General features: G+C 34.7%; 13 protein-coding genes. 10 read left to right on the top strand and 3 right to left on the bottom strand.

The window, feature by feature from the left end; all coding sequences use genetic code 11:
- Positions 1-65 precede the first annotated feature (65 nt).
- The gene (locus tag AC1Q8M_RS21675; protein WP_000760481.1) at positions 66-410 is read right to left on the bottom strand and encodes a winged helix-turn-helix transcriptional regulator; all 345 of its coding nucleotides are present in this window, start codon (positions 408-410) and stop codon (positions 66-68) included.
- A 373-nt stretch (positions 411-783) separates the two neighbouring features.
- Between AC1Q8M_RS21675 and AC1Q8M_RS21670 the strand changes: the two genes are divergently transcribed.
- From AC1Q8M_RS21670 to AC1Q8M_RS21645, 6 genes are all read left to right on the top strand, one after another.
- A complete protein-coding gene (locus tag AC1Q8M_RS21670; RefSeq protein ID WP_168410432.1) occupies positions 784-1,947 on the top strand; it encodes an MFS transporter in 1,164 nt (387 codons plus the stop codon).
- A 16-nt stretch (positions 1,948-1,963) separates the two neighbouring features.
- Positions 1,964-2,803 (top strand): aldo/keto reductase, encoded by an 840-nt coding sequence (locus tag AC1Q8M_RS21665; RefSeq protein WP_065229531.1) that lies wholly within the window; start codon positions 1,964-1,966, stop codon positions 2,801-2,803.
- Between the two features lie 112 nt (positions 2,804-2,915).
- Positions 2,916-3,836, top strand: a complete 921-nt coding sequence (locus tag AC1Q8M_RS21660; RefSeq protein WP_001022532.1) for a thioester domain-containing protein — start codon at positions 2,916-2,918, stop codon at positions 3,834-3,836.
- Positions 3,837-3,975: 139 nt separating this feature from the next.
- Positions 3,976-4,443, top strand: a complete 468-nt coding sequence (locus AC1Q8M_RS21655; RefSeq protein WP_097912958.1) for a GNAT family N-acetyltransferase — start codon at positions 3,976-3,978, stop codon at positions 4,441-4,443.
- A gap of 499 nt (positions 4,444-4,942) precedes the next feature.
- Complete coding sequence (locus AC1Q8M_RS21650; protein ID WP_492334193.1) at positions 4,943-8,191, top strand: M60 family metallopeptidase; 3,249 nt, start codon at positions 4,943-4,945, stop codon at positions 8,189-8,191.
- Positions 8,192-8,765: 574 nt separating this feature from the next.
- Positions 8,766-11,948 (top strand): putative mucin/carbohydrate-binding domain-containing protein, encoded by a 3,183-nt coding sequence (locus tag AC1Q8M_RS21645; protein WP_098365878.1) that lies wholly within the window; start codon positions 8,766-8,768, stop codon positions 11,946-11,948.
- Between the two features lie 44 nt (positions 11,949-11,992).
- Here the strand turns inward: AC1Q8M_RS21645 and AC1Q8M_RS21640 are convergent, their stop codons facing one another.
- A complete protein-coding gene (locus AC1Q8M_RS21640; protein WP_090978085.1) occupies positions 11,993-12,631 on the bottom strand; it encodes an NAD(P)-dependent oxidoreductase in 639 nt (212 codons plus the stop codon).
- A 305-nt stretch (positions 12,632-12,936) separates the two neighbouring features.
- Between AC1Q8M_RS21640 and AC1Q8M_RS21635 the strand changes: the two genes are divergently transcribed.
- The 4 genes from AC1Q8M_RS21635 to AC1Q8M_RS21620 all read left to right on the top strand — a co-directional run bounded on the left by AC1Q8M_RS21635 (position 12,937) and on the right by AC1Q8M_RS21620 (position 19,338).
- Complete coding sequence (locus AC1Q8M_RS21635) at positions 12,937-14,367, top strand: alanine/glycine:cation symporter family protein (RefSeq protein WP_016123726.1); 1,431 nt, start codon at positions 12,937-12,939, stop codon at positions 14,365-14,367.
- Positions 14,368-14,698: 331 nt separating this feature from the next.
- Complete coding sequence (locus AC1Q8M_RS21630; protein WP_000346409.1) at positions 14,699-16,141, top strand: alanine/glycine:cation symporter family protein; 1,443 nt, start codon at positions 14,699-14,701, stop codon at positions 16,139-16,141.
- Between the two features lie 329 nt (positions 16,142-16,470).
- The gene (locus AC1Q8M_RS21625; protein WP_098855485.1) at positions 16,471-17,652 is read left to right on the top strand and encodes a NupC/NupG family nucleoside CNT transporter; all 1,182 of its coding nucleotides are present in this window, start codon (positions 16,471-16,473) and stop codon (positions 17,650-17,652) included.
- A 504-nt stretch (positions 17,653-18,156) separates the two neighbouring features.
- The gene (locus tag AC1Q8M_RS21620) at positions 18,157-19,338 is read left to right on the top strand and encodes a NupC/NupG family nucleoside CNT transporter (RefSeq protein WP_000706853.1); all 1,182 of its coding nucleotides are present in this window, start codon (positions 18,157-18,159) and stop codon (positions 19,336-19,338) included.
- A gap of 43 nt (positions 19,339-19,381) precedes the next feature.
- Here AC1Q8M_RS21620 and AC1Q8M_RS21615 read toward each other — a convergent pair whose 3' ends face one another.
- Positions 19,382-20,551, bottom strand: a complete 1,170-nt coding sequence (locus tag AC1Q8M_RS21615; protein ID WP_098587569.1) for a DUF418 domain-containing protein — start codon at positions 20,549-20,551, stop codon at positions 19,382-19,384.
- Positions 20,552-20,645 lie beyond the last annotated feature (94 nt).

Genomic DNA, 20,645 nt, shown 5'->3' with positions numbered 1-20,645 from the left:
TACATATATATATAGAAAAAAAGGAAAAAACGAACAAATTCATGTTCGTTTTTTCCTTTTTCCTATTATTCACCTTCTGCAATTAGCATCGATGTGTTACCTTCTTTTTCAAGATGGCATTCGCCCCAAGAACAAAGAGAGTCAAGAATGGATTCTAAAGACCAACCGTAGTCGGTAAGAGAATATTCTACTTTCGGTGGGACTTGGTTGTATACTTTTCTTTGAATGACCCCGTCGTCTTCTAATTCACGTAATTGCTGCGTTAACATTTTTTGTGTAATACCAGGCATTGAGCGTTTTAATTCACTCGTTCTCTTTGTACCTTTCGTTAAGTGACAAAGAATAACAACTTTCCATTTGCCGCCGATAACTTCTAAAGTCGCCTCTACAGGAATATTGTATTTCTTCATATGAACCCCTCCCTTTTTGAGTAAAGTAAGTTTAATAATACAAATGTTACTTTTTAGTACCTATAGCACTTTAAAGTACGTACTTTTTATTATGTTAAATATGTTTCATAATAGCACATGTAAGAGGCAAATGAGTAGTACGGTACCAAAAAGTGACTATGTTACTTTTTGGTACCTATCGTACTTTAAAGTGCGTTCTTCAAAAAAGGGATGAAACCATTCATAATAGCATTTGTAAGTATGAAATATATTTTTTAGAAGATAAAAGGGCCTTTTTATCATACTATTATGATTGGATTTCTTGTAATAAGGAGGAATTCAATTGAGTTCATATACAGTACCATCTTCGGAAGCTCAGACGAGCCGAAGAAGTATGTTTGCTTTATTAGCGCTAGCGATTAGTGCGTTTGGGATTGGTACGACCGAGTTTATTAGTGTCGGCTTACTACCATCTATTTCAAAAGATTTAAATGTTTCGGTTACAACAGCCGGTTTAACGGTTTCCTTATATGCGTTAGGAGCGGCGGTAGGAGCTCCTGTTTTAACAGCGTTAACGGCTAGTATGTCGCGAAAGACATTATTAATGTGGATTATGGTTATTTTCATTATTGGTAATGGCATTGCGGCGGTAGCAACAAGCTTCACTGTATTAATTATCGCAAGAATTGTATCTGCGTTTGCACATGGTGTGTTTATGTCAATTGGATCTACAATTGCAGCTGCAATCGTACCAGAGAATAAACGTGCTAGCGCAATTGCGATTATGTTTACTGGATTAACAGTTGCGACTATTACTGGTGTGCCAATTGGAACATTTATCGGTCAAGAGTTTGGCTGGAGAGCGTCATTTATGGCGATTGTCGTAATTGGAATTATTGCTTTCATCGCAAACAGTATACTCGTCCCATCTAATTTAAAAAATGGTGTACCTGTATCGTTTCGTGATCAATTTAAATTAATTAAAAATGGAAGACTATTACTTGTTTTCATTATTACTGCACTTGGATACGGTGGTACATTCGTAACATTTACGTATTTATCACCCCTATTACAAGAAGTAACAGGATTTGAAGCAAGTACCGTTACTATCATTTTATTAGTGTATGGAATCGCCATTGCGATAGGGAATATGGTTGGCGGGAAATTATCGAATCATAATCCGATTCGAGCGCTATTTTACATGTTCTTTATTCAAGCGATCATATTATTTGTTTTAACATTTACAGCGCCATTTAAAGTAGCTGGATTAATCACAATTATTTTCATGGGACTATTCGCATTTATGAATGTTCCAGGGCTACAAGTATATGTAGTTATATTGGCAGAGCGCTTTGTTCCAAGTGCGGTTGATGTTGCTTCAGCAATTAATATTGCCGCATTTAACGGAGGAATCGCTTTAGGTTCTTATATAGGTGGCCTTGTAACGAATTCGTTAGGATTAATCCATACTGCTTGGGTAGGCGGTCTTATGGTAGTAGGTGCCGTGATTTTAACAGCATGGAGCATGACATTAGAAAAAAGAGATCAAGTAAAATAAAAGGAGAGAAAATAAAATGAAAAACTTACAAAGTAAAACAGTATTAAATAATGGTGTAGAAATGCCTTGGTTCGGTTTAGGTGTATTTAAAGTAGAAGAAGGACCAGAACTTGTAGAAGCTGTAAAATCAGCGATTAAAGCAGGATACCGTAGCATCGATACAGCTGCAATTTACGGAAATGAAAAAGCTGTAGGTGAAGGAATCCGTGCAGGTATTGAAGCGACTGGTATTTCAAGAGAAGAATTATTTATCACTTCAAAAGTATGGAACGCAGATCAAGGATATGAAGAAACAATTGCTGCATACGAAGAGAGTTTAAAGAAATTAGAATTAGATTATTTAGACCTATACCTTGTTCACTGGCCTGTAGAAGGAAAATATAAAGATACGTGGAGAGCGCTAGAAACACTTTATAAAGAAGATCGCGTACGTGCAATTGGCGTAAGTAACTTCCAAATTCATCACTTACAAGATGTAATGAAAGATGCAGAAATTAAGCCAATGATTAACCAAGTAGAATATCACCCTCGTTTAACACAAAAAGAATTACAAGCTTTCTGTAAAGAACAAGGTATTCAAATGGAAGCATGGTCACCACTTATGCAAGGTCAATTATTAGATAATGAAACATTACAAGAAATTGCTGAGAAACACGGTAAAACAACAGCACAAGTGATTTTACGTTGGGATCTTCAAAACGGAGTAATTACAATTCCAAAATCAACGAAAGAACACCGCATTATTGCAAATGCTGATGTATTTAACTTTGAATTAACAAAAGAAGACATGGAAAAAATCGATGCGTTAAACCAAAATCACCGCGTTGGTCCAGATCCTGATAACTTCGATTTCTAAGATTAAAGTAAGAAAGAAAAAAGAGTGCTTTTATGCGCTCTTTTTTTTGCATAAAAATATTTTCTAATTAAATACTACTTAGTATTAAGTTTGTTATTAAGGGGCTGTAAACATGAATATAAAGCAATCGTTCAAACTTTTAGCTATGTTTTTAAGTGTCTTATTTGTATTATTCCCACTTCAAAAAGCATTCGCAGAAGTTATGGATCATACAAAGTATGAAATGAATTGGAGTTATAGTAAGTCAAAGAAGAAACCAATTCGAACAGAACTTATTAAAACGGCAGATGGAAAAATTGCATTTTGCTTAAATGTAGATTTAAAATCTCCGAGTGGTCAAGATTTACCAGAAATGGGTAAAGTGGATATTAATGTGTACCGTGTACTGTTGAATGGATATCCACAAAAGAGCCCACAAGAATTAGGAGTATCTGATTGGAGAGAGGCGCATTACGCAACGCAGCTTGCAGTATGGAATGCGTTAAAACAAATTGATGTTAATGATTTAGATTTCCGCAATAAAAATGTAGAGAAAGTAACGAAAGACATCGTTGCAAAAGCAAACGCTAGTGAAGAGTTACAAGAAATTACGATGAGTGTAACTCCTACAGAAGAACAAGAAGCAGTATTAAAAAATGATTTCTTTGAAACAGGTTTATATACAGTAGAAACAAATGCAAAAAGCGGAACGTATAAAGTGCAAGCAACAGGTGCACCAGCGGGCGTGAAATTTGCAAATGAAAAAGGCGAAACAAAAACAGAATTTAATGTAGGAGAGAAGTTCCGCATTTTAATTCCGAAACAAACGCCAGCTGGTGGATTTAGCTTTAAAGTATCAGGAAATTTAACGAAACTACAAGGAATTGCGCATAAAGGTACACCGACTATTCAAAATGCAGTAGTATTACTTGAGCGTAGTGAAGAAAAAACAAGTCCAGAGTTAGCGGTAAGTTGGAAAAAGGCTGAGGCTCCAAATAAACCAAATAAGCCATATACTCCAAATGAACCGCATAAACCGAATCAAAAGAGATAATGAAAAAGCATTGGCGTATGCCAGTGCTTTTTCATTCGTTTGAACTTTTGCCGCGAAAAGAGTTAGAATTAGTTTATTTTGGCTTCATTACACCACTGTAAAGTATAATGAAAATGAGAAATTAGAAAGAGAGAGAATTATGGCTCTTCATATTTATAAAATAACGAATGAAAATCGAAATGAAATTGCTAATTTGAAAGTAACCAGAGAACAGCTTGAATTTATTGAAAGTACAGTTGCAGAATGTTTAGTCGATGTTGATACGAAATATAAAGGTGATGCTGCTTCATTAGGGTTTTATGATGGTGACACGCCAATCGGATATGCGATGTACGGTTGGTTTGAAGAAAAAGAGAAGGCTGTATATTTAAATCAATTTATGATTGATAGTAATTGCCAAGGTAAAGGTTACGCAAAACCATTATTACATTTGCTAATAGAATACTTACAAAAAGAATATGATCGAAAAGTTATATATTTAAGTATACATCCAGAGAATAGACTTGCCCAAAAATTATATGAATCAATTGAATTTCATTTAACTGGTGAAATTGAAGGTGAATGGATAAATGGAAAAGGATTTATAATGAAACGTATACTGAACTAATAAAAACCTGTCAAAAAGAGTAGCGTCTTTTTGACAGGTTTTTATTTTAAAATAATATTAAAAAACAATTAATCGTAACGTTAAGATGACAGGTTTTTATTCACAAAATTGTAATATTATTCTCAGTTGAAGCCTATCAAATGTAGGAAAAAGCATGTAAAATTCAGTTGGAAAAACTACCTATAGATGGTCATATATGAAGAAAATGTAAGATTATATTATTTTTTATTTTAAGATGTATAGATGACAAGACCGAAAAATATCTTTTACTAGTCTCTTTTTATGTAAGAAGAGAACTTTTCATAAGTGAAGAGGAGAATAATACATAAAAATTTTACAATGCAATAAAGCGAATACAGGGAGAGTAATGCGGTAGTAATTGATATGGGTACGAGAGGCGTTAGTCTATTCATTAAATGTTTTTATAAAAATAATAGGATTTTTGATTAGATGAATATATAGAGTGGTTTGCCTAAAAAAAGGACAGGGGACACAGATTATGTCAAAGCAAAAAAAGAGTAGGGTATTAGTAGCTGGTATATGTATATCTACATTATTATCGCCAGTAGCTTTCGAAGCATCGAAAGGGTATGCGGCGCCTTTGGAAGAGGTTAAAGGTGGAAAATTAGAAGATGTTCAAGAGAATAAGTTTGAGCAAAGGGTATTTCAGTTGCCGGGGAAAGGTAAGGTGGAAGAAGAGAGAGAGAGCTTAAAGCAGAAATGGAATTTATCTGCTAATGAACCAACTGGAATTTATGCAAAACCTAATGAAGAAATTACGATTGAAATACAAGGGAAAGAGTCTATTAAAGCTTTTATCGGAACGAGCTCTTATGATGTAGAAGGTTTTAAAGAATTTGATTTGAAAACAGGTAAAAATGTAATTAAGTCCCCTAATGGTGGGATTTTGTATTTTTATAATTTAAATGATAGTGGCGAGGTAACTGCAAAAGTTGAAAAAGGTGGGAGTCATTTCCCTTTATTTATATTAGGAAAACATACGAAAAAAGATTGGGATGAAATGCTGGAAAAGTACAAAGATCCTTACGCAGTAGAATTAAAGGGAGAGAGAAGTTTAGTTACTGCGAGTTATGATGCTGTGAAAAATTATATGGGAGATACAGACCCAGTAGAGTTAATGAAATTGCACGATAAGATTATTAGAATGGAAAACTCGGTAGCTGGTTTATCTGAGGATGGTATGGGAGTAGCGAAGTCTACGAGCCATTATGTACAGTTTGTCGAAAAAAGAGTCCCAGCAAAAGGGGATCACATGTTTGCTAAGGATTATCATACTGGTTATGTCCCAGATGTGATGGATAAGGTGTTGGATACAGAAAAACTTACAAAGAATGGATGGGGACCGTGGCATGAAGTCGGTCACTTACATCAACAAGCACCTTGGCAGTGGACGGGGATGGGAGAAACTACAGTCAACATTTATAGTCTAGCTGTGCAAACGGCCCTTGGAAATAAATCACGGATGGAAGTAGATGGACGATATGAGAAAGCTTTTGCATATTTGAATCAACCAGATGAGAAAAAAGATTTTGATAAATCCGATCCAGTTATTATGTTCTGGCAGTTACAGTTAATTTATGGAGATCAGTTTTATCCAAGGCTTCATCAAATGTATAGAGTACTATCAGATACAGAGTTCCCTATGTTAGATATTGATGGAGTTATTTCAGATAGAGAGAAAAAACAAATGTTTATCTATATGGCTTCAAAAGCATCAGGACAAAATTTAATTTCTTACTTTGCGAAATGGGGATTACATGCAGAGGCGGATACGGTAGAAAAAGTAAATAAACTACAATTACCTGAACCGAAAAATGAAATATGGTTATCGAGAGATAGTAATCCAATTCGTGAAAAACAAGTTGAAGCATACAAAGTTCCTTATGGCGAGCCAGTTAATAAAGTACCAAATATTTTAGTAGGTACAGAGTTTGATGAGAAAAAGGCGAGTGAACTTGTGCAAAACTTAGGTGAAAATGTAAAAGTAACAGGTAAGATAATTTGGCCTAAACAAGAAAATGGAAAACAAATTGTAAATGTAGAAATTGTGGATGGAGAAGGTAATGTAAATGCAATTCCTGTACCGGTTAACGTTTTGTACGGTGATAGTATGGCATTCAAAACACCTTGGAATACCAACGCTGTGTTAACGTTACGTCATGAGGATAAGAAATTTAATACGGCATTAGTAAGGAATATATTGAATCATAATTATCGAGATCAAAAATATATAAGTGTTACAATCTACGATGCAAACGGAAATGAAAAGAAGAGTGTTTCTGCGGAGGGACATGAAGGATTAAAGAATTTTGTGAAAGAGTTAGATGGAATGTCATTTGAGTATGGAGACATGGTTAAGGTATACCATATACAGCCTAAATATTTGGAATGGTATGATGACAATAAACGTGTAGACCAAGGGGAAGCTAAAAACAAAACGGAAAAATTATTTAAAATTACCCCGCAAGGATATGAATTAATCGATGGTTTACAAGAAGTCACAGCAGTACCACAAAAAGTGGTAATCGGAACAGATGTTGAAAAATTAGAAGCGAAAAACTTTGTTCAAGTGAAAGATGGAGAAATAGTTGGTTTTGTAGAAAAACCGGATACAAAAAAAATCGGTGAACAAAAGGTAAAAGTGGAAACGAAAGATCGCTTTGATAATAAAAAAGTAACAGAAGTGCCACTAGAAATAATATACGGAGATAGCATTATGTTCTTTGGTACATGGCATAGCGGAACCAATATTAAATCGATTGTTACATTAAATCATGAAGAAAAGAAATTTAGCACAACAGATTCAGAAGATGCAATGCATACTTCATTTGCAGATGAGAAGTATATGGCGATGACAGTATATGATAAAGATGGAAAAGAGAAGAAAGCTTTATCAGTAAAAGCATCTGAAAATACAAAAGGATTTGCGGAACAATTTAATGGAATGGTCTTTGAATACGGCGATATAGTAAAAGTGTATCAAAAAGAGTTTGATAGATTTAAAGTGTATAAAAAGAATGAACTCGTAGATACGCAGTATGGTGTTCATGAAGTGTTATTTAAAGTGACAGAACAAGGCTTTGAGAGAATGGAAGCTCAACAAGAAGTCACAGAAGTGCCACAAAAAGTAGTAATTGGAACAGATGTTGAAAAATTAAATGCAAAAGACTTTGTTCAAGTGAAAGACGGAGACGTAGTTGGTTTTGTAGAAAAACCGGATACAACAAAAATCGGTGAACAAAAGGTGAAAGTGGAAACGAAAAATCGCTTTGGTAATAAGAAAGTGACAGAAGTACCAGTAGAAGTGATTTATGGTGATAGCATTATGTTCTTCGGTACATGGCATGGTGGAACGAATATTAAATCGATTATCACATTAAATCATGAAGATAAAAAGTTAAGTACAGTAGGTTCAGAAGGTCCAGTTCATACCCACTTTAAAGGTGAAAAGTATATGGGATTAACTGTATTTGATAAGGTTGGAAAAGAGAAGAAGCAAATGGTATTAGAAGGAACGGAAAATACGAAAGCATTTGCGGAACAATTTAATGGAATGTCATTTGAGTATGGTGATGTAGTAAAAGTGTATCAAGCAGAGTTTGATCGCTTTAAAGTATATAAAAACAATACATTAAATGATACAACATATGGTGTGAATGATGTGTTCTTTAAAATTACGGAAAAAGGTTTTGAAAGAACAGAAGGAATACAGGAAAAGACAGTTTAAAAAAGGTATTTAAACCTTATGTAATAGAAAGGCTCGTAAAACATTTTGTTTTATGGGCTTTTTATTATATGGGATTCGTTAAAGAGTAAGTAAGAAGGTAGTTCGTTATTTTGCAATACCGTTAATATAATGAAATTCAAACGTTACAATTAATGAATTTTATTCACAAAATTGTAATATTATTCGTATTGAAAAGCCTATTAAACAAAGTAGAAAGCATGTAAAATTCAGTTGAAAAAACTACCTATAGATGGTCATATATGAAGGAAATGTAAGATTTTATTGTCGCTCATGCTTTTAGATGTATAGATGACAAGACTGAAAAATATCTATTACTATTCTTTTTTTATGTAGAAAGAGAACTCGTCACAAGTAGAGAAGTGAGGAGGATACAATACATAAAAGCTTTACAATGTAAGAAAGTGAATATGTGGAAAGGGATGCGGTAGTAATAGATATAGGTGCGAGAAATCTTAGTCTGTACATTAAATGTTTTTATAAAGATAATAGGATTTTTAATTAAATGGATATATGTAGGATGGTTTGTCTAAAAAAAGAATAGAGGACACAGATTATGTCAAAGAAGAAAAAGAGTAGGGTATTAGTAGCTGGTGTTTGTTTAGCTACGTTATTAACACCATATGGTCTTGAAGTGCCTAGGGTGTATGCAGAGATGTCACTTGCAAATATGGAGAAACAGCAAGAAGAGCGAGTGTATCAATTGTTGCCAAAAGGTGACGTGAAAGAGATACGTGACTTGCATAAACGTCAATTTAGTTTTTCTCCATATGAACCAACAGGTATTTATGCAAAACCAGGTGAAGAAATAGTTATTCAAGTAGGTGGCAATCAGCAAATTAAAGCTTATATTGGTACATATTCTTATGAAAATGAAAATGTATTAGGAGGACCTATCGAATTTAATTTAAATCCTGGTGAGAACAAAATTTCTTCTCCAAAGGGTGGGTTATTGTACTTTTATAATTACAATAATTCAGGTGAAATAACTGCTAAAGTGGAGAAAGGTGGAAGTACAAATCCTTTATTTATTTTAGGGAAACATACGACAGAAGATTGGAAGCGTATGTTGGCAGAGAATCCTAACCCTTATGCAATAGAGATGAAGGGGGAAAATAGTTTATTGACTATGCACTCTGAAACTGTGAAGGAACATTTGAAGCAAGCAGATCCAACTGAGTTACTAAAGAAACATGATGAAATCATTAATATAGAAAGTAGAATATCAGGTTTATCAAAAGATGGTGTAGGCGCTACGAATAGGGGCAAACATTATATTCATTTCGTGGAAGATTGGTATACAAAAACTCATATGTACGCTATGGAGTATAGAACAGCCTATTCAAAAGGGAGTTTAAAACCAGTATTAGATGTAGAAGAATTAAATGCTAATGGATGGGGCCCTTGGCATGAATTAGGTCATCAACATCAGCAGGATCCTTGGTTATGGAATGAGCTTGGAGAGGTAACTGTTAATATTTATTCTTTAGCGGTTCAAACTACATTTGGGCATAAAACGAGATTAGAAAAAGAAGGGCGTTATGAAGATGCATTTGCATATTTAGGTAAACCGGATGCGCAAGAGAAAATGGGGGTATTCGAGAAATTAGTTATGTTTTGGCAGCTGCATTTAGCTTATGGAGATCAATTCTATCCGAAACTGCACCAAATGTACCGTATGTTACATGATGTAGAAATGCCTCAATCTGATGAAGAGAAAAAGCAGATGTTTATTTATATGACGTCCAAAGCAGCTGGACAAAATTTAATTTCTTTCTTTGAAAAATGGGGATTAACTCCAAATGATGATACAAGAGAGAAAATAGAGGGATTAAATTTACCTAAATTAGAAAAAGAAATATGGTTATCGATAGATAGTAATCCAATTCGAGAAAAACAAACTGAGCTATATGAAGTTCCATATGGTGAGCCAAATGATACAAAAATACAAAATATAGCAGTTGGTACTACATATGATGAGAAAAAAGCAAACGAACTTGTACAAAATTTAGGAGAAAGTGTAAAAGTAACAGGTGTAATTATACAAGATAAACCTGGAATTGGAGAAAAAACTGTAAAAGTAGAAATTATAGATGAAAAAGGGAATAAAAATTTAATTCCAGTTTTGGTGAATGTTGGCTACGAAAATAGTATAGTCTTCCAGGGCAATGGTGATGCGATACGTTCTATCGTAACTGTGAATCATAATACGAAAAAGCTACAGACAACATTTACGGATTCTAAAGTTCATTATCGTTTTGAGAATGAAAAGTATATGGGAATCACGCTATATGATCAAAATGGAAATGAAAAGAAAGTTATTTCGGTAGAAGGGCAAGAGAGTTCGAAAAACTTTGCAGAACAGTTAAATGGTATAGACTTTGCATATGGTGATGTTGTGGAAGTGTACCATGCAGAATCAGAACGATTAAACTGGTATCAAAATAACGAGTTTGTAGGTAAGGGAAAAGGGGAAGCAGAACAAAAGTTATATTTCAAAATAACAGAGCATGGTTTCGAAAGAATGGAAGCGCAACAAGAAGTAACAGCAGTCCCACAAAAAGTAGTAATCGGAACAGACGTTGAAAAATTAGATGTAAAAAACTTTGTTCAAGTGAAGGATGGAGAAGTAGTTGGATTTGTAGAAAAACCGGATACAACAAAAATCGGTGAACAAAAAGTGAAAGTAGAAACGAAAGATCGTTTTGGAAATAAGAAAGTGACGGAAGTGCCATTGGAAGTAATCTATGGCGATAGCTTAGTCTTCCAAGGTGATGGTAATAATACGCGTTCTATCGTAACTGCGGATCATAATACGAAAAAGCTACAGGCAACATTTACGGATGCTAAAGTTCATTATCGTTTTGAGAATGAAAAATATATGGGAATCACGCTATACGATCAAAATGGAAATGAAAAGAAAGTTATTTCGGCAGAGGGGCAAGAGAGTTCGAAAAACTTTGCAGAACAGTTAAATGGTGTAGACTTCGGATATGGTGATGTTATTAAGGTATATCATGCAGAATCAGATCGATTGAAGTGGTATCAAAAAAATGAGTTTGTAAGTAACGGTAAAGGGAAACAAGAGTTGTACTTTAAATTAACGGAAAAAGGTTTCGAGAGAATGGAAGCGCAACAAGAAGTAACAGCAGTCCCACAAAAAGTAGTAATCGGAACAAACGCTGATAAATTAGATGCAAAAAACTTTGTTCAAGTAAAAGATGGAGAAGTAATTGGTTTTGTAGAAAAACTGGATACAACAAAAATTGGTGAACAAAAAGCAAAAGTAGAAACGAAAGATAGCTTTGGGAATAAGAAAGTGACAGAAGTATCTGTGGAAGTTACATATGGAGATAGCATAGTATATCAAGGTGTTTCGAATGTAACACGTTCAATTGTTACGTTAAACCACGCTGAAAAGAAATTACATGCAACATTTACAAATGAGGAGATTCATTATCGCTTTGTAAATGAGCAGTATATAGGCCTTACGATTTATGATCAAAATGGAAATGAGAAAAAGCATGTAACGGCAGAAGGACAAGAGACTTCAAAGAATTTTGCTGGGCAATTAAATGGAACGGCATTTGAGTATGGAGATGTGTTGAAAGTATATCATGCGGAACCGAGTCGTTTGAATTGGTACAAAAAGAATGAGTTAGTTAAAAAAGAGGATGCGATGAAGGGGCAAGAAATATCCTTTAAGATTACTCAAAATGGATTAGAGCAAGTGCAATAATAAGAAAAAGCTCGTAAAACATAATGTTTTACGAGCTTTTTTTATTATTCAGCTTCAGAAACTACTGTGAAGCGTTCGTTTACGTGTTTTGGGTTTTCGATTTCATCAAGTGCTGCAACTGCGAAGTCTTCGTAACTTACGTAGCTATCACCTTTTGAGTTAACAAGAAGATTGTCTTTGCCAGCTTTGTAAGAACCAGTGCGTTTTCCTAATGCGAATAGTGCAGAAGGGCTGATGAATGTCCAAGTGATATCATTTGTTTGTTGCAAGATTTCTAAGTTTTTACCTTGGTTTTGAGCTGTTGCAAGGTATTCGCCCGGGAAACCTGGTGTATCAAATACACGTGTTGTTTTTTCTTCGTCTACAAATAAGCTTCCTGCTCCGCCAACTACAAGTAATTTTGTGTTTGGTGCACCTTTCACAGCTTCAATAAGTACGTTTCCTGCATCTACGTGAAGGTGTTCTTCGCCTGCTGGAGCACCGAATGCATTTACAACTACGTCAAATGCCTGCAAGTCGTTAGATGTAAGAGAGAATACATCTTTCTCTAAAACTTTTACATTGTCTTCTGTAATTTTTGCAGCGTTTCTTACGATTGCAGTTACTTCATGTCCGCGATCCAATGCTTCTTTTAAAATACGACTTCCTGCTTTACCAGTTGCTCCGATAATTCCGATTTTCATAATAAATCCCTCCAAAGTGTTTTGTTAAAGTGTATATCTGAAAGTAAATGAATTTGTTGTAATTAGGTTTGTTACAACCTGATGTAATCATTATAGTTACAGGTTGGTATTTTTGTCAATAGGGTTGTTTGTGAATTTATTTTTTGTTTTAGTATGCACAGTTAGAGGGAGGGTAGTCAGTCATAAAGATATTGTTACTGTGAACCTGGCTAATATTTGGAAATTGCAAATTGTCGAAAAATGTTGATTTTTGAATGTTTTTTAAATATAATTCGTTTTATGGAGAAAAGGAGGGGGTTAATTGTATGAATATTTTAGAGCAATTTATTTCATCAACGAATACAATTCTTTGGTCATATATTCTTATTGCAATGTTAATTGGTTTAGGGCTTTATTTTTCTATTAAATTAAAATTCGTACAACTTACTCATTTAGGGGAAATGATTCGTTTAATGAGTGATGGACTAACTGGCAAGACACGTAAAAAGGGCAGCGTATCATCGTTCCAAGCATTTTGTATGAGTTCTGCAGCTCGTATTGGTATCGGGAACTTAGCTGGTGTAGCGTTAGCTATTTCTATGGGAGGACCTGGAGCTGTATTTTGGATGTGGGTTATTGCGATTATCGGTGCGTCTTCAAGTTTCGTAGAAAGTACGCTTGCGCAAATTTATAAAATAAAAGATGGCAGTGGCTTCCGCGGTGGTCCTGCTTATTATATGGAAAAAGGTTTAAATAAACGTTGGATGGGGATTTGGTTCTCTATTCTGATTACAATTAGTTACGGTTTAATTTTCAACTCAGTACAAGCAAATACAGTAACATTAGCGTTTGAAAATGCATTTGGCTTAGAGCGTTATATTGTTGGTATTGTATTAGCTGCATTAGTTGGGGTTATTATTTTTGGTGGTGTAAAAAGTATTGCACGTATGTCGGAAATGATTGTTCCGCCAATGGCGCTTATTTATATTGCAGTAGCTATTTTTGTTGTCATTAAAAACTTCTATTTAATACCAGATGTGTTTACGGAAATCTTTAAAGGTGCATTCGGTTTAGATTCAGCTGTAGGTGGCGGTATCGGTGCTGCGATGAAATATGGTATTCAGCGCGGATTATTTGCGAACGAAGCAGGTATGGGTAGTGCGCCGAACGCGGCAGCAACAGCTGATGTAACGCATCCAGCGAAACAAGGTTTTATTCAAACAATTGGAGTATTAGTAGATACATTCTTAGTATGTACATCAACAGCGTTTATCGTACTATGTTCTGGTGCATATAAAGCAACAAATTTAGAAGGTATTGAATTAACACAAAATGCATTAAGTTCACAAATTGGCCCATGGGCGAGCAGTTTCTTAGCGATTATTATTTTCTTATTTGCATTTAGTTCACTTCTAGGAAACTACTATTATGGTGAAACAAATATTGAATTTATTAAGCAAAGCAAAACGTGGTTAACAATTTACCGTATTGCGGTAGTTGGAATGGTATTATTCGGTTCTGTTGCGACGCTTCAAGTTGTATGGAATATGGCAGACTTATTTATGGGTCTAATGGTAATCACGAACTTAATTGCAATTACACTTCTTGGCCGATTTGCGTATGCAGCATTAGCAGACTATGTAAGGCAAAAGAAACAAGGGAAAGATCCAGTCTTCAGTGCAGATTCTATTCCTGGTTTAACGAATACAGAGTGTTGGGATAAGTCAGCGGTAACAGATAAAGAAAAAGCAGTGTAATTGAAAAGGTGAGCATCGAGGCAAATTCGATGCTCGCCTTTTTTGTTGTAGTAAATAATGAAAAGGGTGAGGGGTAATTATTAATATAACTTTTTTGTTTGTTTCTCTCGTTATTATGGGGAACGTACTGCTTTAAAAGTATGACTGGTCGAAGAGGATAAGTGATTGAGTATTGGATAAATGCATGTAATAGCTATATTTTTATGAAAAAAAACACGTATGTTAAGATAATTAACATACTCATGTCATAAAACCTTACATAAAGTTCTTGATTACTTAAAGTTTTTAGAATATAATTTTCTTATTGTTAGGAAGAGGGGGCAATACAAATATGGATTTTTTAGCTAGGGTAATTGGGGATGTAAATAATATCCTTTGGTCATATGTCATTATTGCGATGTTAATTGGGTTAGGGCTCTATTTTTCATTTCGTGTGAAATTTGTCCAAGTTCGTTACTTCGGTGAAATGATTCGTTTGCTTGGGGATGGAGCAAGCTCGAAAACGAGGAAAGCGCAAAAAGAGAAGAGCGGCGTATCATCATTCCAAGCGTTTTGTATGAGTACAGCTTCTCGTGTAGGTACTGGTAACTTAGCTGGTGTAGCTATTGCGATCTCAGCAGGTGGTCCAGGAGCAGTATTTTGGATGTGGTTAATTGCGGTAATTGGGGGTGCTTCTGCATTTGTAGAGAGCACATTAGCGCAAATTTATAAAGTAAAAGATGGGAATGCATTCCGTGGGGGCCCAGCGTATTATATGGAAAAGGGTTTAAAGAAACGCTGGTTAGGTGTTGTGTTCTCTGTTCTAATAACAGTAAGTTTCGGATTGATTTTTAACGCTGTACAGTCTAATACTGTAGCAGCTGCTTTTGATGGTGCATTTAAAACAGATAGCAGATTGGTAGGTCTTGTTATGGCTGGTTTACTTGCAGTTATTATTTTCGGTGGGGTAAAACGAATTGCTCGCGCGGTTGAAATGATTGTTCCAGTAATGGCAATTATTTATGTAGCAGTGGCTTTATTCGTTGTTGTAACAAACATTACGGCAATTCCATATGTATTTAAAGAAATTTTCTTACATGCTTTCGGAATTAAAGAAGTAGTAGGCGGAGGATTAGGAGCTGCGATTTTATTAGGGGTAAAACGTGGATTATTCTCAAATGAAGCAGGTATGGGTAGTGCGCCAAACGCAGCAGCGACTGCAAACGTAACGCACCCAGTTAAACAAGGTTTCATTCAAACTTTAGGGGTATTTACAGATACATTATTAATTTGTAGTTGTACAGCATTTATCATTCTTTTATCAGACGTGCATAATGCAGCTGATTTAAATGGAATTCAATTAACGCAGCAGGCGTTAAGTCAACATATCGGTCCATGGGCTTCTATATTTGTAGCAGTTGCAATCTTCTTGTTTGCATTCAGTTCATTAGTAGGTAACTACTACTATGGTGAAACAAATATTGAATTCTTAAATGGAAGTAAAGTGCTATTAAATGCATACCGTATTGCTGTACTTGGTATGGTTATGCTAGGATCTGTAGCGACAATTCAAATCGTTTGGGATTTAGCAGATTTATTCATGGGTATTATGGCTGTTATTAACTTAGTAGCAATTGTATTCCTTTCAAAGTACGCTTTCGCAGCGTTATCAGATTATATTAAGCAAAAGAAACAAGGGAAAGATCCAGTCTTTTATGCGGAGTCTATTCCAGGTTTGAACAATACAGAGTGTTGGGATAAGCCAGCGGTAGCTGATAAAGAAAAAGCAGTATAATGAGGTGAGCATCAAGTGAAACTTGATGCTCATTTTTTGTTGGTTCAGCTATTTGTGTGAAGTGAAACTCCTGCTCATTAAAGTTTCGCTTTATAATGAAAAAGACGAACATTCATGAATGTTTCATAATAAAATGTATTTTTTTAAGAAAAGTGCGGATATGAGTTGTGATTTATGTTAGAATGGAAAATGCCTTTGAAATAAGAGGTTTTATGATCTTTCCTATCCGATTGAAGACTTTGGAGGAGAAATGGAAAGTTCGGATTATTTCTTGTTTTGAATGGTCAGACGTTCAACGTTAATGAAGAGTTAAATGGAGGATTTTATTAATGAAGTTTGTTATGTTCCTTGTAGGATTACTCGTTGTATTTGTACTCGGTTTTCTTATAAGTGCCGATCGAAAGAAGATTAAGTATAAACCAATCGCAATTATGCTTATTATTCAGCTAGTATTATCTTATTTCTTATTAAATACACAAGTTGGTTATATTTTAGTAAAAGGAATTTCAGATGGATTTGGCGCACTTCTTGGATATGCGGAAGCTGGAATCGTTTTCGTATTTGGTGGTCTTGTTAATAAAGGAGAGGTTTCATTCTTCTTAACAGCGTTATTACCAATCGTATTCTTTGCGGTTTTAATCGGAATTCTGCAACACTTTAAAATTTTACCGATATTTATTCGTGCTATTGGTACGTTGTTAAGTAAAGTAAATGGTCTAGGAAAACTAGAATCATATAACGCAGTAGCAGCTGCCATTGTTGGACAAGCAGAAGTATTTATTACAGTAAAAGATCAATTAAGTAAAATCCCAAAACATCGTTTATATACATTATGTGCATCTTCTATGTCGACAGTGTCGATGTCAATCGTTGGTTCTTATATGAAAATGATCGAACCGAAATATGTAGTAACAGCACTTGTATTAAATTTATTTAGTGGTTTCATTATCATTCATATTATTAACCCGTACAATATTACAGAAGAAGAAGATACACTGAAATTAGAAAATAAGAAAAAACAATCATTCTTTGAAATGCTGAGCGAGTACATTATGCTTGGTTTCACGATTGCGATTACAGTAGCAGCTATGTTACTCGGTTTCGTAGCATTAATTACAGCAATCAATAGCTTGTTTGATACAATGTTCGGTATTACATTCCAAGCTATTTTAGGATATATTTTCTCACCATTAGCATTCGTAATGGGCATCCCGCAAGCAGAAATGGTAACAGCGGGACAAATTATGGCAACAAAATTAGTATCAAACGAGTTTGTTGCGATGCTTGACCTTGGAAAAGTAGCTGGTGATTTATCGGCTCGTACGGTTGGTATTCTTTCTGTATTCCTTGTATCATTTGCGAACTTCTCATCTATCGGAATTATCGCAGGTGCAACGAAAGGTATCGATGAAAATCAATCAAATGTTGTATCATCATTCGGTTTACGCCTTGTGTACGGTGCGACGTTAGTAAGTATTCTATCAGCGATTATCGTTGGTGTTATGTTATAAAGTGAAACTTTAATTAGTGGGGGGAGCTTTATCCCCCGCTGATTATTAGTTGAACCAATCGGGCTTTTATGGGCAGTTAATCACCCATCTAACTTCTTTGTTTTCGCTGAATGTTGAGATGGGGGTCTTACTGCCCGTTAAAGCGGGGTAAAAAAAGGATGGCTCTAGCTCATAGCTAGGGCTATTTTTTTTATGGTAAATTTGCATGAAAAAACCAATTAATTAGGAATATATTAACATATAAAAATCTTTTAAAATTTATATTGCATTTCACCTAGATAACGCTTACAATTTGATTTGTAGGTGGTATCAATTTCAGACTTTCAAGTATGGTAGGAGAGAAGAAGCTACCTTTTATAAATTGCAATTTATGTAAACGCTTACTGATTTTAGATGACAGTTGAATAGTTTAGGGGTTTTAAATTTTTTTAACAACAATGGTCAGACGTCATTCGTTATACGTTATACGACCAATAATTCGTGGGAGAAGTGGGGGATTCACATATGAAAATAGTAATGTTTCTAGTCGGTTTACTTGTAGTGTTTGTACTAGGTTTCCTTATCAGTTCAGATCGTAAGAAGATTAAATATAAACCAATTGCACTTATGCTTGTTATTCAATTGGTACTTGCGTATTTCTTACTAAATACAAAGGTCGGATTTGTATTAGTAAAAGGGATCGCAGATGGATTTGGTTCTATTTTAAAATTTGCGGAAGCTGGGGTTAATTTCGTATTTGGTGGTCTAGCAAACGATGGACAAGCACCATTCTTCTTAACAGTATTATTACCGATTATTTTCTTAGCAGTATTAATCGGGATCCTGCAACATATTAAAGTTTTACCGATTATCATTCGTGCAGTCGGTTTCCTATTAAGTAAAGTTAACGGTTTAGGAAAACTAGAATCATATAATGCGGTAGCAGCTGCAATCGTTGGTCAAGGGGAAGTATTCATTACAGTAAAAGATCAACTAAGCAAATTACCGAAAAATCGTTTATACACACTTTGTGCATCTTCAATGTCTACAGTATCGATGTCAATTGTCGGTTCTTATATGAAAATGATTGATCCAAAATATGTAGTAACAGCACTTGTATTAAACTTATTTAGTGGATTCATTATTGTTCATATTATTAATCCATATGAAGTAAAAGAAGAAGACGATATTTTAGAATTACAAGAAGACAAGAAACAAACATTCTTTGAAATGTTAGGCGAATATATTATGCTTGGTTTCTCAATCGCTGTAACAGTAGCGGCGATGTTAATCGGTTTCGTGGCATTAATTACAGCAATTAATGGTGTATTCGATTCAATTTTCGGAATCACATTCCAAAGCATTTTAGGATATATCTTCTCACCATTAGCATTCGTGATGGGTATTCCAACATCAGAGATGTTACAAGCAGGACAAATTATGGCAACAAAATTAGTAACGAACGAATTCGTTGCAATGCTTGACCTTGGAAAAGTAGCTGGCGATTTATCAGCTCGTACAGTAGGTATTTTATCTATCTTCCTTGTATCATTTGCGAACTTCTCATCTATCGGAATTATCGCAGGTGCAACGAAGAGTATCGATGGCAAACAAGCAAACGTTGTATCATCATTCGGTTTAAAACTTGTATACGGTGCAACGTTAGTAAGTATATTATCAGCGATTATCGTTGGGGTTATGCTTTAATAAATTAAGAAAAGCAATGAGCGTAGGCTCATTGCTTTTTTGTTTAACTTGCTTTATCCAAGTCTCTTTTAAAACGTGGTTTCTCTAAATAAGTTCCCAGTCTCCAGACATATTCCACTGGCCCCATTCGGTATTTCTGGAGCCAATAGGTGCTAACGAATAATTGAATCGTATAAATTCCGATGGTTAAAAGAATACCGAAGAAATAGCCGATTTTCCCGTATAAGCCAAATCCATATGCGTAAAAAATGGTTGTTGCGATAATAGATTGCGCTAAGTAATTACTAACGGACATTTTCCCCATGTTCGCCATGTATGTTAGTAGACGAGTTGCTTTTTTGTAATGGAATAATAAAATGATTGTGCTTCCGTAAAAGAAGGTCATAGTTACTGGTGTAAGGCCATCTTGTAACATAATTAAAACCGGGTGTTTTATGAACATAGCTAAGATTTTAATTGTAAAAGAGAAGAGACCGGTGGCAAACCATATTTTTTTGACAGCAGGTATATGTTTACTGACCTCAAATAGCCAGCCTTTTTTCCCTACATACATTCCGAGTAGGAACAGTGGAGACATAAAAATTATTGCGAAAACTGATATGAAAAATAATCCGAATGCACCGTCAATTCCTATGTAATCAAAAGGATTTTCAGTCAATCTAAAGTTGACGTGATCCATATAGCTTCCAGTTTGATGGACTTTATGTTCTTTTTCAGTATAAGGTGCGAAATCATTTATATTTGTAGATGAATCAGTTTGATAAGACATAAGTGTAATAAGTGCGAGTAGAATAATCGCCCAAATAAGCAAAGTTTTCGGTTTTCGATTGATGAATATCATTAAAAAAATCCCGATTATTCCGTATGCAAATAAAATATCTCCCTCCCAAACAAAAGTGCCATGAATGTAGCCGAGTAGTAAAAGAATGATAATACGTCTTATGTATGTGGGGAAGAATTTTTTTCCTTTTGCGATAATACTTTTTTGTAACAAAATAATGCTAAGCCCAAATAGAAAAGAAAATAGGGATATAAAGTTATGTGTGCCGAAAAATTGAATAAACCAATTAGCACCTTTATCAAGATCGCCAAATAGATAAGTTGGTTTTTCACTGGTGAAGAACCCAAATTGAATTAATGTCATATTGACTAGTAAAATGCCAAACAAAGCGAAACCACGAATTGCATCAACAGCTTCTACACGTTGATTCATTTTTCCTCTCCTCGTATATTCGTTTTTATATTGAAAATAATACCATTTTATATCTGGCACTATGTCAAATATGAGGAAATTTAAGGTGATTTTA

The sequence above is a fragment of the Bacillus sp. GW823-FHT06A10 genome, from assembly GCF_058795375.1.
This window is presented reverse-complemented; position numbering and strand designations above follow the sequence as displayed.